Here is a 15037-nt window from a genome sequence, read left to right as displayed (position 1 = left end):
ACTGAGACCGACAATCCTCTTGTCCGACAAGCTGCCACGTCACCGCGGCGGCGCTATCGGACGAAAAGTGATGCCAGTGCGCTGTTTTGAAATTCCCCTTGTGATCTCTGAAAACAGCGTGGATAAAAGAATGCGACTAATTATTCGCGTTTGTCAACGTGCCGAATTTCGAATGTATTGTGGACAACACCCTGCTCCTGTGTCCGGACCCAGCGGGGAACGAGGGCGTCAATCCGTGAAGCGCAGTCTCAGCCGCGAAACCAGGATGGCGCTCGAGCCACGCAAGCAGCCGCGGCAACAACGGTCGAGCAAGGTGGTCGACCGGATTCTCGACGCGGCGCTGATCCTGACGCGGGAGCAAGGAACCAGGACGCCGACGACGCTCGCCATTGCGCAGCGCGCGGGCCTGTCGGTCGGGTCGATCTATCAGTACTTCCCCAACAAGGAAGCCATTCTTCTCGACCTTGCCCGGCGCTGGCTGTCCTCCTTTCCCGAGGTGATCGCCAAGCGCATCAAGGTCCCCCCGCCCACCAACCGGGAAGAGTTCCGGCGCGAAGTGCGCAAGCTCTTCATCGATACCTCCAGGATATATCTCGAAAACGCCACGCTGATGCCTGTGATCGAGGCCATATCTGGCAATGCCGACCTCAGGCCTATCCAGGACGAATATGACGAGCAGATCATCGCGCTCTACGCCGCATGGCTGCAGCATGTGAACCCGGCGCTAGAAGACAAGATCGCCAAACGGCTCGGCCTGGTAATGATGGAGGTCGGGCACGCCTGCCGGCTTGTCGGCATGAAAAGAGATCGCAAGACATTCGACCTCATCGAGGACGATGTCGAATCCATGTGGCTTGCTCTGGTGAGCCCCTATCTCAACCTTGACTGACTTCGCACTTCGAGAGGGACTTTATGAAGACTGTCTATTCGCCGCTTCATGCTGGCCATGCCGGCCAGATGGAATTGGTCACTTCAGCCATCGTGCCGGGTTTTGAAAAGCCTTCGCGCGCCGAATTCATCAAGGCGCGGGTCGAAAGCGAGAAGCTCGGCCCGATCGTCCTGCCGCTCGAGCACGACCTTGCCGCCGCCAAGCGCATCCACAAATCGGACTATATCGACTTCCTGCCGACGGTCTGGCCGCAATGGGTAGCCTCCGGTCACGAGGGCACGGCCATGCCCTTCACCTGGCCGACGCGCGGCCTGCGCGGCGACGTGCCGCCAAAGCGTGTCGATGCGCTGCTCGGCTACTATTCCTTCGATGCCGGCGCCACCTTCGTCGAAGGCACCTGGGCCGCCATCAAATCGTCCTACGACGTGGCGCTGACCGCGGCCGGCCTGGTCAAGGGTGGCGAGAGGTCGGCCTTCGCGCTCTGCCGCCCGCCTGGCCACCATGCCGGCGCCGGATTCATGGGCGGCTATTGCTACATCAACAACGCCGCCGTCGCCGCGCAGTGGTTCCTTGACCAGGGCGCCAAACGGGTCTCGATCCTCGATGTCGACTACCACCATGGCAACGGCACGCAGGAGATCTTCTACGACCGCGCCGACGTGCAGGTCCTCAACCTGCATGGCGATCCCCTGGTCGAGTATCCGTTCTTCCTTGGCCATGCCGATGAACGTGGCGCCGGCGCCGGCGAAGGCTTCAACATCAACTATCCCATGCCGTTCGGCACCGGCTGGGACGCCTGGAATGCGTCGCTGGAGGATGCCTGCGCCAGGCTCGCCGCTTACGCACCCGACATCGTCATCGTCTCGCTCGGCGTCGACACCTTCGAGAAGGACCCGATCAGCCAGTTCAAGCTGAAAAGCCCGGACTACCCCAAGATCGGCCGCCGCATCGCCAAGCTCGGCCTGCCGACGCTGTTCGTCATGGAAGGCGGCTATGCCGTCGAGGAGATCGGCGTCAACGCCGTCGGCGTGCTGACCGGTTTCGAGGACCGGTAAGGCTGCTGCCGGCACGCGGCTGACAACGACGGAGAAGAGAAAAAAAGGGCGGCTTGGCCGCCCTTTTTTGCGAGCTACGCTGCGGCGCCAGCGCTTGGCGTCGCCACTAGTGCGACAGGCTTGCGCGACCGCCCGAGATAATAGACCGCAGCCGCCGCGATGACGCCGGCGGCCAGTATGCCGGCCGCCAGGACCGGCCGATACCAGAACCAGGCGATCGCGATCGTCGTCGTGCCGACCAGGATCGCCAGGAAGAAGGCAATGATGCCCGTCCCCATCCGCGCCATGCTGCCGAGGAACGGAATGACGTCGAGGATCACGCCGATCGGGCTGAGGAACAGGGCAAAGCCGATCGTCAGCAGCAAAAGGCCGCCGGCGCGCAGCAGCCAGGTGATCAGTGTGTTGGCGCTGACCGCGTCGGCGAACATCTTGTCGGCCGGCACCTGGCCGGTATCGACCATCAGCAGCGCATCGCCGGCTTGCGTCTGGTACGGCTCGAAGCGGCTGCCGGCCTGGCGCGCGACGATGCTGACTACACCGAGCGGCGCCAGTTCGTAGCCGATACGATAATCGCCCAATGCAGGTGTCGTGTTGTCGCTGCCGAGATAGATCCTGCCATCGACGATGCTGAGCGGCTTCGTCCCGGTATAGGCGGCCTTGATCGCAGCCGACTGATTGGCCGACAGCGAGTAGTCCTTGTCGCCCTCGATGCGATCGAGCACTGGTGTATCCAGATCGAAGGCGACGAGCTTGCCCTGCGGGATCTGGAAGGCGCGGCTGTGGATCGCCATTGGCGGATTTTGATGGCCGTCCGGCTTCTTGAAATCGGATGAATCGATCTGGCTGTCGTCCCACACCTTCGAATAGCTGTAGGTGGTCTCCGTCTCCTCGCCGCCGCCAAGCTTCTTGGTGGTCTCGGATTTGGACTCTTCCTTCCACTGGTACATCTCGACGCTGCGCGACAGCCGCAGCCCTTGCGCCGCGATGCCGAAATCCGGATCGGACAGCCCGCTGTCGGCCGTCACCGGCCCGCTGACATGCACCAGTCTGCCGTCATTGCCGGCATCGACGCTGTCGGCGTTGATCGAGACAACAGCGCCCGACCCTTCGGCCAGCGAGCGCGCCGTCTGCACCGCGCGACCCTCGTTCCAGAACAGCCCGATCACCATCAGCACGATCAGCAGCAGGCCGAAAATGACCCCACCGACCGCGCGCTTGATCCGCCCGAACCACGAGACTGACGTAACTTCCCGAAATGAATCGCTCATCGTTTCCCCCGAAACCAAAGATACCAAGATTTAAGCGCGGCCGGCGGCCGCACATCGAGCCGATCAATCGGCGTGGATTTGCGCGCCGCAGTCCTTGGCGCCGGCGCAAGAGTGCACCGCTCGCGTCGTGCCGCCATCGCCGACCCGCCACGGTGAAGCGGACAGCGGCGTCTGGCTGTTGGCGCCGAGAAGGTCGAGCGCCCGCATCGCCGTCTGTTCGCCAGCCTCGTCACGCTTGACGATCTCGACATCCTTGAGGCCGATCGCGACAAGCTGCCGCATCACCACGTCGGGATCACCGGCAACGACGATCAGCGACGGCTCCAGCGACGACAATGCCAGCGCTTGTTTCTGCACCGCATCGAGCGTCAGTTGGGTGCGCGCCGCCATCCGGCTTTGCTGATCCTCGAGCGTCGAACCGCTGCCGACCGCGCCAATCAGCGAGCCGAACAGACCAGCCGAGGTCTCCGCCGATCCGGCCAGCGCGCGGCGATAGACCGTCACCGTGCGGTCGACCTCGTCCTGCGCCACCGGCAAGGTGGTCAGGCCGGCAAACCCCTTCAGGATTTCGGTGATCGCCGGACCGGTATTGGCCCGCTCGACGGTGGTTGCCACCACCAGCCCCGAGCCGGCCTTCATCGGGCTCATCAGATAGCTCGACACGCCATAGGAATAGCCCTTCTCCTCGCGGATCACCGAATTCAACCGGCTGGAGAAATCATCGCCAAGCAGATTGGCGACCGCGGTCGATTCGGCGCGCTCGCCTTCGTCGGTGCCGGGCGCCGGCCGCGCCACGAACAGCGCCGACTGGCTGGCGCCGGGTTCGGGCACCAGCAGCACCTTCTGGCCAGCGTTGAAATGCGCTGCCGGCGACGGTTCGACGGCGTGGCCTGTGGCGTCGCCTGTCCATGTGCCGAATGCCTTTTCAAGGCCGGCCGCGACTGTCGCGACCGGCATCGGGCCGACACTGTAGAAGGTCACCGCCTTCGGCGTGAACTCCGCCTTGAACGCTGCACTCGCCTCGTCGAGCGAGATCGAGGCCAGCGCCTTTGCCGACCAGTCGGCCGCGGCCTTGCCTGGCACCTGCGGAATAAGCGCCGCCTTCGCCACGCGGCCGGCAACGCCCGGCAGATCCGCCTCGCGGCCGTTCAGCCAGTCGACCGTCTGTGCCATCAGCACGGTCCATTCGGTCTTGTCGAAACGCGGTTTCAGCACCGCGTCGGCAAGCAGGCCAAGACCTTGATCCAGTTTTTCCGGCGGCACGCCAAGCGTCATCGAAGTCGTCAGCGTGCCGGCCTGATAGCCGATGCCGGCGCCGATGTCGCTGGTCGCCTTGGCGAAGTCGGCCGAACCGCGATCGGCCGAACCCCGCGTCGCCATGCTGGCGGCAAGCTCCAGCAGCCCCTCCTTGCCTTCCGGCACACTGTTCCAGCCGCCTTGCGCACTCGCCGCGACATAGACCATCGGCGCTTCCGGCATAGTGTAGTGGACGAGCTTGATGCCGTTGGAGAGCGTCGCCGTTTCCATGGCGGGCAGTGTCGCCGTCGGCGCTTGCCCGGCCGGATGCTTCGGAATGTCGATCGCCACCCGCTCCGGTGCCGTAAAGGGCTGCGGCGTGCCGGACGAACCTATCAGCGCGTCGGGATAGCCGCCGCGCGGGCCCGGCTTCAGCACCAGCACGCTGGCGTCTTCCGGTTTCAAGTGCCGCTTGATCGTCGCTTCGACATCAGCGGCGCTGGCGGTCTTGACGCGCGGATCGTCGACCAGCGCGCTCTGCGCATCGCCGAGAATGTCGGCATTGTAGGAGACAGTGCCGGCGCGATCCTTCAGCGCCTCGTTGCCGAGCCGTGCGGCCTGCAATATGCCGTTGCGCGCGCGTTCGACATCAGCCGGATCGAGCGGCGTCTTCTGGAAATCGGCGAAGGCGGCTTTCATCGCGCTTTCGAGCGCTTCCGGCGTCACGCCCGCCGCCGCACCCGCCTCGAAAGTGAAGCGCCCGCCGAGCAGGCCGCCCGTCCAGCTCGCGCTGGCATAGGTGGCGATGCCTTGCTCCGAGACCAGCCGGTTGCGCAGAAACCCATAGTCGCCATTGCCGAGCAGTTCGGCGGCAATGCTGAGCGCGCCATTGTCAGGCGACTGCGCCGCCGGGCCGCTGAAGCCGACCACGACGACGGGGCTCGGCACGCGATCCTCGAGCACCAGCTTGAGCCGCGCCTGCGTCGGTTCCGGCACGGCGGGCCGCGCCACATCGGCGCCGCGCGGTACCCGGCCGAACGTGTCTGCAATCAGCGCCTTGGTGTCATCGACCTTGAGGTCGCCGACCAGCACCAGCACCGCATTGTTGGGCAGATAGTAGGTGTTGAAGAAGCCTCTGACATCGTCGAGCGTTGCCGCATCGAGGTCGGCGACCGAACCGATGACCATGCGGCTATAGGGATGCGGCTTCGGAAACAACCCGGACCAGAAGGCTTCCCAGCCCGATGCGCCGGCCTTGTCGAGCACGTTCTGGCGCATCTCGTTCTTGACCACCGAACGCTGCAGGTCGAGCTTGGCCTGCGTCACCGAGCGGCCGAGATTGGCCATGCGGTCGGCTTCCAGCGACAGGATCATCGGCAGTGACGACGACAGGCCGTCGACATAGAACACGGTGCCGTCCTCGGTGGTCCAGGCATTGATCTCGTTGCCCAGGGCGGCATGCGCACCGAACACGTTCGGCCAGGCTGGCGTGCCGGAGAACATCAGGTGCTCGAACAGATGCGCGAAGCCCGAGCGGCCCGCCGGCTCATTCATCGACCCGACGCGGTAGCGCAGGTTCATCACCACTTTCGGCGCACGATGGTCGGGCACCAGCACCACCTGCAGCCCGTTGTCGAGCGCATAGGTGACGATTGGCTCGGCCTTGGCGGGCGCTGCCGCACCGGCAAAAACCGCGAGCACCACCGTGAACGCCAGGAAAACCTGCTTCATGATTACCCCCCCCAATGCCGATGGCTGCGAAACAAGCGCCACCAATCTAGCCCAGTCCGATCGAAGGGAAGCCCACCTCCCTGCCGATCGCCGAGAACCTATCGGAATCGATCGGTCCTCGATACGGCAGCTTCGCAACAACCTCTGGCTTTTTCGTGTCAGTGTTTTCAGGCAGCCCCGATGCAGCGAAAGTGTGTTGGGCGTTACTCTGAGTCGCACGCGAGTCCACCGGATTCGATTTTGTCAAATCGCGTTTGATGTCGGATTCATCTGCGGGTAGATTAGACCCGAATCAGCCGGTCCATGGGGGGCGCGGCGACCACCCAAAGTCTCACGTTCCGGAGTTTTCCGGCGCCAGACGCGGATGTCTTCGCGTTCCCTGAATGGATTCCGTCTGGTTGGGCGCGGCCCCGCGCCTCGTGTGCGTCTCGTGAAAGTAACGCGTTTTAGGGTTCGGCGGCTGGCCTCCAGCATCCGGGCAGCAGAAACGATTCCGGCCAAAAGCAACAAGAATGAGCAGTCCCGCCGCGCTTCTTCAATCCGATACATTGGGCTCGCGCCTGACGTCGCGCGGTGATTTGACCAGCTTCTTCATGGAGCTGACCGCCGAGATCGGCGCCGACAGCTACATGCTGGTTGCCATCGTCCACGACCAGGACCGCAACGACGCGCGCATCGTCTCCTCGAACTGGATCTTCGACGCCATCGAACTGATCGGCAAGCGGCTGATCGCCAGCCTTGCCCAGGGGACCCTCACCGTCGCGCCCGGCATCCGTCCAAGGCCGCTGGTGGCCGCGGAGGCGCCCGATGCCGACGGGCTGGTCTCCGGCGAAGAGGCCCGCCTTCTCGACGTGCTCGGCCATGCCGAAATCTATTCGCTCAGGCTGAATGTCGGCCGCCAGCGCCTGTTCGCCCTGTTCTCGGCGGCGGCGGCCGGCCAGATCGACCAGCCGGCGCTGATGAAGGCACAGCTGAAATGCTGCTACGCGCTTTCGCATATTCCGCAACTGATCGCTGCCGCGGCCATGCAGGATCCGCTGTCCGATCGCGAGCGTGAATGCCTGTTCTGGGTCTCGGAAGGCAAGACCACCGATGAGGTGGCGGTCATCCTTGGCGTGTCCTCCAACACCGTCAACAGCTACATCACCCACGCCATACAGAAATTTGCGGCCTCGAACCGCGCGATGGCCATCGCCACGGCGATCAGGAGTGGCATCATTTGAAACAGGCCGACATCAAAGACGCAGCGGAGGCCCTTTTCAACGAGCAGCGCAGCCCGTTCGGCGCCTTCTCGCTCAGTTCCGAAACCCATCACGCCGTCACCGTCCCGGATGCCGTGCGCCGCTGCCGCTGGATATCGGTCGACATCAACGCCTCAGCCTTCGGCCTGTACTTCGTCAGCCCGTCGCCGGAGCGGGCGCGGCTGGTCCCGTGTTTCGATTCCGACTATCCCGGCATTGCCGTGGCGACGAAGTTCATCTCGGGCGCCAATGGCGAAGAGATCGTGCGCCACACCCACAATTCGACGGAGCCACGCTGGTGGACGGATGACGGCGTCGCCGCGATGGCCGAGACGTTCGGCAACCTCGCCTGGACCGCACAGATGGCGCCGCTGGCGCCCGGCACCAGCGGCATCGCCTTTCCCGTCCACGCCGATCGCGGCCAATGCGGCCTCGTCGTCTTCCTGGGATCGGAGATCGCGCTGCCGCAGGATGCGCTCTACGAAATCCACGCCCGCTGCTTCTCGCTGTTTGCCGCCGTCGCGCGTATGCGTCCGGGTGACAGCGGCAGGATGCGCGCCATCTCCAAACGTGAACTCGAATGTCTGAAGCTGACCGCCAACGGCAACACCAGTGAGGAAATCGCGCGGCTCCTGAAGCTGTCGGTCCACACCGCCAACCAGTATCTGACCCAGTCGACGCAAAAGCTCAACGCCGTCAACCGCAACCAGGCGGTCGCCAAGGCGCTGCGGTTAGGTCTGATCGAGTAATAGCGTCGTCTGGCGAGGTGCTTCAGAAAGCCAGCGGCTCGACCTTGCGAATCCGCGCCTGTTCGATCACCGCTTCGAGCAGCGCCGTATTGTGCTCGGGGTCCTCGCCGGGCTTTTCGAACGACACGTAATTGACCGCGACCGAGTTGCCGGCATCGCTCAGCGTCAGCTGGAAATAGACGGTCACGCCCGGCGGCCGCAACTCCAGATCGAGCACGATGCGCGGGCTGCCGCTCCAGTCGACATGCGCCTCGCCGCCATGGCCGAGCCTGAGCGTACCCGGCATGAAGAACAGCTCCACCGCTGAATCGACCAAATCCGACAGGCAGGCGAAATGCTCCAGCCGGATGAAGGCGATGTAGTCGGCGACATCGATCAGCCTCAGTTCGCCGACCACTTGCTCGATGGCGCTGGCGACGATGATCTCGCGGGATTTTGCGTGCGGTTGGCGGTTCATGAAATCTGTCTGCGCTCAGCCTTTTTCGAGTAGACGATCCGCACCAGTTCGGCGACGGCCTGGTAGAATTGCGACGGGATCACATTATCGACCGAAACTTGCTTGTACATGGAGCGGGCGAGCGCCACGTCCTCGAAGATCGGGATGTTGTGCTCCTTGGCGATCTCGCGGATTTTCAGCGCCACCAGATCCTGACCCTTGGCCACCACCAGCGGCGCCGAATCCTCGTCACGCACATATTTCAGCGCGATCGAGAAGTGCGTCGGGTTGGCGATGATCAGCGTCGCGCGCGGCACCGCAGTCATCATCCGCTTGCGCGCGCGGTCGCGCGCCAGCGAGCGCAGCCGCGACTTGACGATCGGGTCGCCCTCCGACTGCTTGAACTCGTCCTTGACCTCCTGCTTGCTCATGCGCAGGTCCTGCTTCCAGTGGAAGCGCGACCAGACGATGTCGATCGCCGCGATCAGTCCCATGACGAAGACGATCGCCACCAGTATGTCGACCGCGATGCCGCGGATGACGAGGCCGAAAGCGACCGGATTGGTGATCATTCCGGCGAGCAGCTTGCGGTGATCCTCCGACAGCGTGAAGGTGAGCACAGTGATGGCGAAGCCGACCTTGGCCAGGGATTTCAGGAACTCGACCCAACCCTGGGCGCCGAACATCCGGCTCCAGCCCTTGGTGATCGAAATGCGCGAAAGCTGCGGCCTGATCCGCTCGCCGACGAATTGCGGCATGTTCTGGAGCACCGAGGCGCCGATGCCGGCAACGGTTAAAAGCACCAGCAGGCTGATGAGGGCGCGGCCCAGTTCCAGCATGACGAGCTTGTAGAGCGCGATGACATCGGTCTCGGTGTCCATCGGCCAGGCCTCGGGCTTCTCGAGGAACATCGACAGGAACATGCCGAGGTCGATGACCGCGTCCTTGGCATAGAAGACGGTGAAAACCAGTATGGCGACGAAGGAGGCGAGGATTGCGGTTTCCTTCGAATGGGGCAGCTTGCCCTGTTCGATGGTGTCGCGGACTTTCTTTTCCGTCGCCTCTTCGGTTTTGGAGTCCTTGTCGGTGGTGTCGGACATGCCTTAGGCGGCGTTCTGTGTCGCGGGAAGTTCGAATGCGCCTTCACGCGACAGCCGGATCGTCGTCGTCACGATCGTCTTGCGCGCCGTCATGATGTCGGCGAGAGGAATCCCTTCCGACCCCTGTCCGAGTTCGGCTTCGATCATGCGCCGCGACCGCGCGCCGATCGCCGACAGCACCGCTTCGGCGAGCGCCGCCGACGTGCCGCGCAGCGCCAGCGTGACGAGCTCGGTCGACAGCCCGTCGAACAAAAGCACGCGCGCCTTCTGGGTGAGCAGCGGCAGGTCGTCGAAAGCGAAAAGCCGTGCCCGCACACCGTCGAGGTCGGGCGTGCCGGCGGCTTCCAGGTCCTGCATGACCTCTTCGAGCAGCGGCTTGTCCAGCTCGTTGAGCACGCTGGCGACGCGCGCCTGCCCGGCCGAAGTGTCCTTGGTCGAGGTTTCCGCCAGCACGCTGGCGCGCAGCCTGTTCTCGACGATCCTGGTGGCGGCGTCGGGAACATTGGCCATCGTCACCATGCGCTTGATGATTTCGCCGCGCATCGGCTTGATCAGCGTCAAAAGCACGCTCGCCGCCGCCTGCGGCGCCAGCTTCGACAGCACCATGGCCGCCGTCTGCGGATGTTCGCCGGCCAGGAAAGCGCCCAGCCGCGTGGGTTCGAGCTTTTCGAGATCGGGCCAGATCGGCGGCGGCCCTTCAGGTGCGGCCTCCGGCTTCTTGTTGCCCATGATGGCGCTCATCTCTTCGGGCGACAGCGATTCGTTGAGGATGGTGTCCATCCTGTCGGCGGAATCGAGCAGGCCCGCGCCCTCGGTGAATTCGGCCTCGAATTCGGCGACGATGCGCTCGAGATCGCTCTGCGGAATGGTCCTGAGCAGCCGGGCGCCCTCGATCAGCGCCTTCAGCTCTTCCTGCTTGAAGAATTTCAAGAGGCGGCTTGCGGACGGCTTGCCCATCGCCACCAATATGGCGGCCGCCTTCTGCGCGCGCGTCAGGGTCGTCAGCGGCGTCATGCTGCCTCTCGCCTCCGCTGCAACCGGCAAGCCCCACCAGCCATGTTTAGGCGCCCTTCGTGCCGGCGATGATTTCGGTCAGCCTGATGCCGAAGCGCGAGGGGTCGCTCTCAAGCACCGTGATCTCGCCGCGGGCGATCTTGCGGCCGTTGACCACGACGTCGACCGGTTCGCCGATGCGGCGGTTGAGCGCGACCGTCGAGCCCTTCTGCAGCGCCATCAGATCGGCAACCGCCATCTCGGTGCTGCCGAGGATGATCTGGACATCGACGGGAATGTTCATGATGACGTTCGAATTGGCGCCCGCGGCCGCCCTGAACGCCGCGTCCGGGCGCTGCTCCTCCTCATGCAGGACCCCGCGCAATTCCTCGATGGCGCGGTCGAGCTGCTCGTCCGGCTGGTCGAGTTCTGCTTCCACTTTGGTCTTGGCCATGCGTCTTCTCCAAAAGCTCAGGCGCGCCCGGCACCGGCCGGCATGAGCCCATCGATGAAATCCTGCCCGGCATCGAAAGGATGCCTGATTCGGACGGTGTAATTCTGCCCCAGTTTGCCGAACTCGCATACGAACAGCGTCTGGCCGCGCGCACTGAGCCGAGCCCTTGATTGCGCCGTTTCCTCGAAGTCGATGACCTGGCCCACTTCGAGACTGGCGAGGTCGCCAAGCGTCAGCCGCGCCAGCGGCATGGTGGCTTCGAGCGCCACCGTCGAGCGCATCACCTCTTCCGAAAAGCGCTCCCGCCAGCTCGGGCCGTGGTCATCCCCACCCGCGTTCGCAGCGCCGTCGCGGCTGGCCAGCACGATACGCTGCGGCATCGTCACAGTCACTGTGCCGCTGTCGGCTGGCGTCGAGATGCCAAGAACGATGCGCAGTGCCGCGCCATCACGCAAAACGTGCCGTTTGGCTTCGGCGCCCGACATCGCGCGCGGTACGGGCAGACGCAGGTCGAGCGAGCGCCGCCCCGATCCGTTCAGTGCCTGCGCGACCTGCTGAAACAGCATGGTCGAGACATCGACCTCGATCTGCGACAGATCACGCTCGATCGGCGATGCCGGCGTCTCCGGGTCGCCGCCGAACAGCGTGCAGACCATGATCGCTATCGCCGGCGCATCGATCACCAAGGTCATGGCATCGGAAGACGTGGATGATGCCACGATGGTCATGGCAAACGTATCGCCGGCACGCGAGCGCGCCTCCGAGACGCGGCTGACCTCGACGGCCCTGAGATCGACGGTGACCGGAACGCCAAGCTCACTGGTCAGGCTCTTTTGCAACAGCGGCGCGGCGCGCTCGGCCATGGCCCGGCCGGTACCGATGACCTGGGCGGCCTCGCCGCTGTCGCCGACCAGACGCTCGATGATCAGCGAGCGCGCTTGCGCGGGGCTGCCTGGACTGGTCATGACAGTTTTGCCGCCGTTCTGTCGAACATCGCTCAGGCGGCCTTCTTTTCAGCGGCGGTGGTGTTCATGGTGCTTTGCTCGACAGCGTCGATGGTCGGCCGCTCATAGGACGAGATGGTCTTGCGGCCGAATTCGATCGCCACCTGCGGCAGCGCACCGTTCATGTAGGCGAGCAGCGTCTGCTTGACGATGATGTAGAGGCGGTTCTTCTTCTCGCGCACTGTCTTGATCTTGGTGGCGACGGGCCCGACCACGGCATAGGACAGGAAAATGCCGAGAAAGGTGCCGACCAGGGCGGCGCCGATCAGGCCGCCGAGGATTTCCGGCGACTGGTCGAGTGCGCCCATCGCCTTGACCACGCCAAGCACGGCGGCGACGATGCCCAGCGCCGGCAGGCCGTCGCCGACCGCGACCAGCGCATGATAGGCCTTCATCTTGTCGCTCTTGATGGTCTGGATTTCCTCGTCCATCAGCGCCTCGATCTCGTGCGAGCGGGCATTGCCGATGATGATGATGCGGCAGTAGTCGCAGATGAAATTCATCAGGTCGTGATTCTTGAGAACCGTCGGAAAGGCCTGGAAGATGGCTGATTCTTCGGGATTGTCGATATGCGCCTCGACCTCGCTGCGCGATTTCGAGCGCAATTCGCGCATCAGGCTGTGCAGCACGCCGAGCGTTTCCAGGTAATCCTGTTCCTTCGGCACCGCCTGCTTGAAGGCTTCAAGAATGCCCCTGCCGGTATCCTTGACTGTCTTCATCGGGTTGGCGACGAGGAAGGTGCCCAGCGCAGCGCCGCAGATGACCACGGCTTCCCAGGGCTGGACCAGCACGTGCAGATGCCCGCCCATGGCCATGAAGCCGCCAAGGACGCAGCCGAGCGTCACCACAAGTCCAATCAGAATGCCCACGGCAGGTCCTTCCGCATTTCACGTCAGGTGCAAGGGATAGTCCCCGTGCCTTGTGTGAGGCTTGAATCCGAGCCGCCATGGAAGCGAATGTTGGCGATTCAGTTTCGCGCAAGGAAGTGAGGTTATTGTCGCGATATTAAGCTTCGGCCGGAGGCATGACGTTGCTCAGTACCTTTACCAGCTACCAGTTGATCACCAAGGACATCACCAAGTCTATCGACCGCATCGAGCAGCAGCCGACGGTCGATCGCGATACGCAATATTATCTCGCCAACATCACCAAGGTGAAATCGATCGACGATTTCGTCAACAATGACCGGCTGTTCAAATATGCCATGAAGGCCTACGGGCTGGAGGACATGGACTATGCCAAGGCCTTCATGGTCAAGGCCCTCAAGGAAGGCGTTACCGACCCCAACAGCTTTGCCAACAAGCTGACCGACAAGCGCTATGCCGCGTTCGTCAGTGCCTTCAATTTCGCCGCCAACGGTGCCGATGCGACCATCTACAACAAGGCACAGCAGCTGGTTACGAAGAACTATGCCACCCAGGCGCAGATCGCCGGCCTCGACCCGAACTCCGACTATGTGAAAGGCGAGACGACCTACTATCTCGCCAACATCACCAAGGTGAAGTCTGTCGACGACCTGATGTCGAACAGCCGGCTCTACACCTATGCCCTGGCCGCATACGGTCTCGACTCGGCGACCGAGGACAAGGACCTGATCAAGCAGGTCCTGCAAAGTAAGGTGAGCGACCCTGCCAGCGTCGCCAACAAGCAGACGAACCCAGCTTACGCGGGACTGGCATTGGCCTTCAATTTCGAAGCCAATGGCGATAACGCTACCACCATCAACGCGGCGCAGCAGCCGACCGTCGACAAATACCTGCGCCAGACCCTTGAGGAGAATGCAGGTCAGACCAATGAGGGTGTCCGGCTGGCGCTCTATTTCCAGCGCAAGGCGCCAGACATCACCAGCTGGTACGACGTGCTGGCCGATACGGCCCTTGCCACCGTCGTGCGCACCGCGCTGGGGCTGCCCGATTCCTTCGCCACGGCCGACATCGACAAGCAGGCGCAATTGTTCGAGCAGAAGCTCGACCTCACGGATTTCACCGATCCCGCGAAGCTCACCAAGTTCCTGACCCGCTTCACCAGCATGTACGAGATCAACAACCCGACCTCGACGGCCGTGACGTCAGTCAGCGTGCTCTTCGCTCAGCCGGTCACGTCGGGCATCTCCACCGACCTGATGATGGCCATGCAGAAACTGAAGTTCTGATCATGCAGGATAGTCTCTACGTCGCCCTTTCCGCGCAGATGGCGCTTGAGCGCCGGCTCGACACCATCGCCGACAATGTCGCCAACGCCAACACCGTTGGCTTTCGCGCCACCGGCGTGAAATTCGAGGACGTGGTGTCGGGCACCGGGCAGAAATCGGTGTCCTTCGCCTCGTCCGGCAAGACCTATCTTTCGGGCGCCCATGGTTCGCTGAGCGAGACCGGCAACCCCTTCGATTTCGCCATCCAGGGCGACGCCTGGTTCGCCATCGACACGCCGGCCGGCACCGTCATGACCCGCGACGGCCGCTTCTCGATGAACGAGAATGGCGAGCTGATGTCGCTCGAAGGCCATCCGGTGCTCGACGCCGGCGGCGCGCCGATCCAACTCGACCCCCGCAACGGCCCGCCCAAGGCCGGCGCCGACGGCTCGCTGCGCCAGAACGACCAGCTTGTCGGCTCGATCGGCCTCTACAATTTCGATCCCGGCCAGAATTTCGTGCGTTACGGCAATTCCGGCATCGTGCCTTCGCGCACCCCCGAGCCGGTCACCGATCGCTCCGATGTCGGCATCGCCCAGGGTTTCGTCGAGGAATCCAACGTCAATCCGGTGATGGAGATGACGCGGCTGATCATGGTCCAGCGCGCCTTCGAGAACACCGCGGCGCTTATGCGGCAAACGGATTCCTCCACCGACGAGGCGATCAAGACGCTCGGCTCGAAGTCGTAGC

Annotated in this window: 14 protein-coding genes; 6 read left to right on the top strand and 8 right to left on the bottom strand. The window is 63.6% G+C overall.

From position 1 onward, the window contains the following. Positions 1 to 19: 19 nt before the first annotated feature. Both AC0V7N_RS12725 and AC0V7N_RS12720 read left to right on the top strand, forming a co-directional pair. Positions 20 to 889, top strand: coding sequence for a TetR/AcrR family transcriptional regulator (locus tag AC0V7N_RS12725; protein ID WP_475457919.1), 870 nt, complete (start codon positions 20 to 22; stop codon positions 887 to 889). Positions 890 to 912: 23 nt separating this feature from the next. Beyond that, positions 913 to 1944, top strand: coding sequence for a histone deacetylase family protein (locus AC0V7N_RS12720; RefSeq protein ID WP_475457917.1), 1032 nt, complete (start codon positions 913 to 915; stop codon positions 1942 to 1944). A 74-nt stretch (positions 1945 to 2018) separates the two neighbouring features. Here AC0V7N_RS12720 and AC0V7N_RS12715 read toward each other — a convergent pair whose 3' ends face one another. Together AC0V7N_RS12715 and AC0V7N_RS12710 are read right to left on the bottom strand one after the other, a co-directional pair. Then, positions 2019 to 3212, bottom strand: a complete 1194-nt coding sequence (locus AC0V7N_RS12715) for a TMEM43 family protein (protein ID WP_475457915.1) — start codon at positions 3210 to 3212, stop codon at positions 2019 to 2021. A gap of 63 nt (positions 3213 to 3275) precedes the next feature. Continuing rightward, positions 3276 to 6179, bottom strand: a complete 2904-nt coding sequence (locus AC0V7N_RS12710) for an insulinase family protein (protein WP_496627870.1) — start codon at positions 6177 to 6179, stop codon at positions 3276 to 3278. Between the two features lie 512 nt (positions 6180 to 6691). Here AC0V7N_RS12710 and AC0V7N_RS12705 point away from each other — a divergent pair. Both AC0V7N_RS12705 and AC0V7N_RS12700 read left to right on the top strand, forming a co-directional pair. Beyond that, positions 6692 to 7402, top strand: a complete 711-nt coding sequence (locus AC0V7N_RS12705) for a helix-turn-helix transcriptional regulator (RefSeq protein WP_258581718.1) — start codon at positions 6692 to 6694, stop codon at positions 7400 to 7402. After that, positions 7399 to 8169, top strand: a complete 771-nt coding sequence (locus AC0V7N_RS12700) for a helix-turn-helix transcriptional regulator (protein ID WP_475457909.1) — start codon at positions 7399 to 7401, stop codon at positions 8167 to 8169. Before AC0V7N_RS12705 ends, AC0V7N_RS12700 begins: the two co-directional genes overlap by 4 nt. 22 nt (positions 8170 to 8191) lie before the next feature. Here AC0V7N_RS12700 and AC0V7N_RS12695 read toward each other — a convergent pair whose 3' ends face one another. Genes AC0V7N_RS12695 through motA form a run of 6 tightly spaced genes read right to left on the bottom strand, consistent with a single transcriptional unit; the run spans position 8192 to position 13025 of the window. Further along, positions 8192 to 8626 (bottom strand): BspJ family T4SS effector nucleomodulin, encoded by a 435-nt coding sequence (locus tag AC0V7N_RS12695; RefSeq protein ID WP_027045467.1) that lies wholly within the window; start codon positions 8624 to 8626, stop codon positions 8192 to 8194. Beyond that, entirely contained in the window at positions 8623 to 9705 is a 1083-nt protein-coding gene (gene flhB, locus AC0V7N_RS12690) for a flagellar biosynthesis protein FlhB (protein ID WP_475457907.1), read from the bottom strand. Before flhB ends, AC0V7N_RS12695 begins: the two co-directional genes overlap by 4 nt. Positions 9706 to 9708: 3 nt before the next feature. After that, positions 9709 to 10719, bottom strand: coding sequence for a flagellar motor switch protein FliG (locus AC0V7N_RS12685; protein ID WP_475457905.1), 1011 nt, complete (start codon positions 10717 to 10719; stop codon positions 9709 to 9711). Positions 10720 to 10765: 46 nt separating this feature from the next. Then, on the bottom strand, positions 10766 to 11152 hold the full coding sequence (gene fliN, locus AC0V7N_RS12680; protein ID WP_019860938.1) for a flagellar motor switch protein FliN: 387 nt from the start codon (positions 11150 to 11152) through the stop codon (positions 10766 to 10768). Between the two features lie 17 nt (positions 11153 to 11169). Next, positions 11170 to 12117 carry a FliM/FliN family flagellar motor switch protein gene (locus AC0V7N_RS12675; RefSeq protein WP_475457902.1) on the bottom strand — a complete coding sequence of 316 codons (948 nt, stop codon included), beginning with the start codon at positions 12115 to 12117 and terminating at the stop codon, positions 11170 to 11172. A 32-nt stretch (positions 12118 to 12149) separates the two neighbouring features. Beyond that, positions 12150 to 13025: a flagellar motor stator protein MotA gene (gene motA / locus AC0V7N_RS12670; RefSeq protein ID WP_475457900.1), complete on the bottom strand. Its 876-nt coding sequence runs from the start codon at positions 13023 to 13025 to the stop codon at positions 12150 to 12152. A 161-nt stretch (positions 13026 to 13186) separates the two neighbouring features. Between motA and AC0V7N_RS12665 the strand changes: the two genes are divergently transcribed. Then, complete coding sequence (locus AC0V7N_RS12665) at positions 13187 to 14308, top strand: DUF1217 domain-containing protein (protein ID WP_496627869.1); 1122 nt, start codon at positions 13187 to 13189, stop codon at positions 14306 to 14308. A 2-nt stretch (positions 14309 to 14310) separates the two neighbouring features. Further along, a complete protein-coding gene (gene flgF, locus AC0V7N_RS12660) occupies positions 14311 to 15036 on the top strand; it encodes a flagellar basal-body rod protein FlgF (protein ID WP_475457896.1) in 726 nt (241 codons plus the stop codon). Position 15037: the final 1 nt, after the last annotated feature.

The sequence above is a fragment of the Mesorhizobium kamtschaticum genome, assembly GCF_056174585.1.
This window is presented reverse-complemented; position numbering and strand designations above follow the sequence as displayed.

Coding starts and splice junctions, on each gene's coding strand:
- AC0V7N_RS12685 (WP_475457905.1), bottom strand. CDS start 10,719: ATGACGCCGCTGACGACCCTGACGCGCGCGCAGAAGGCGGCCGCCATA.
- AC0V7N_RS12695 (WP_027045467.1), bottom strand. CDS start 8,626: ATGAACCGCCAACCGCACGCAAAATCCCGCGAGATCATCGTCGCCAGC.
- AC0V7N_RS12715 (WP_475457915.1), bottom strand. CDS start 3,212: ATGAGCGATTCATTTCGGGAAGTTACGTCAGTCTCGTGGTTCGGGCGG.
- AC0V7N_RS12710 (WP_496627870.1), bottom strand. CDS start 6,179: ATGAAGCAGGTTTTCCTGGCGTTCACGGTGGTGCTCGCGGTTTTTGCC.
- fliN (WP_019860938.1), bottom strand. CDS start 11,152: ATGGCCAAGACCAAAGTGGAAGCAGAACTCGACCAGCCGGACGAGCAG.
- AC0V7N_RS12705 (WP_258581718.1), top strand. CDS start 6,692: ATGAGCAGTCCCGCCGCGCTTCTTCAATCCGATACATTGGGCTCGCGC.
- flgF (WP_475457896.1), top strand. CDS start 14,311: ATGCAGGATAGTCTCTACGTCGCCCTTTCCGCGCAGATGGCGCTTGAG.
- AC0V7N_RS12720 (WP_475457917.1), top strand. CDS start 913: ATGAAGACTGTCTATTCGCCGCTTCATGCTGGCCATGCCGGCCAGATG.
- AC0V7N_RS12675 (WP_475457902.1), bottom strand. CDS start 12,117: ATGACCAGTCCAGGCAGCCCCGCGCAAGCGCGCTCGCTGATCATCGAG.
- flhB (WP_475457907.1), bottom strand. CDS start 9,705: ATGTCCGACACCACCGACAAGGACTCCAAAACCGAAGAGGCGACGGAA.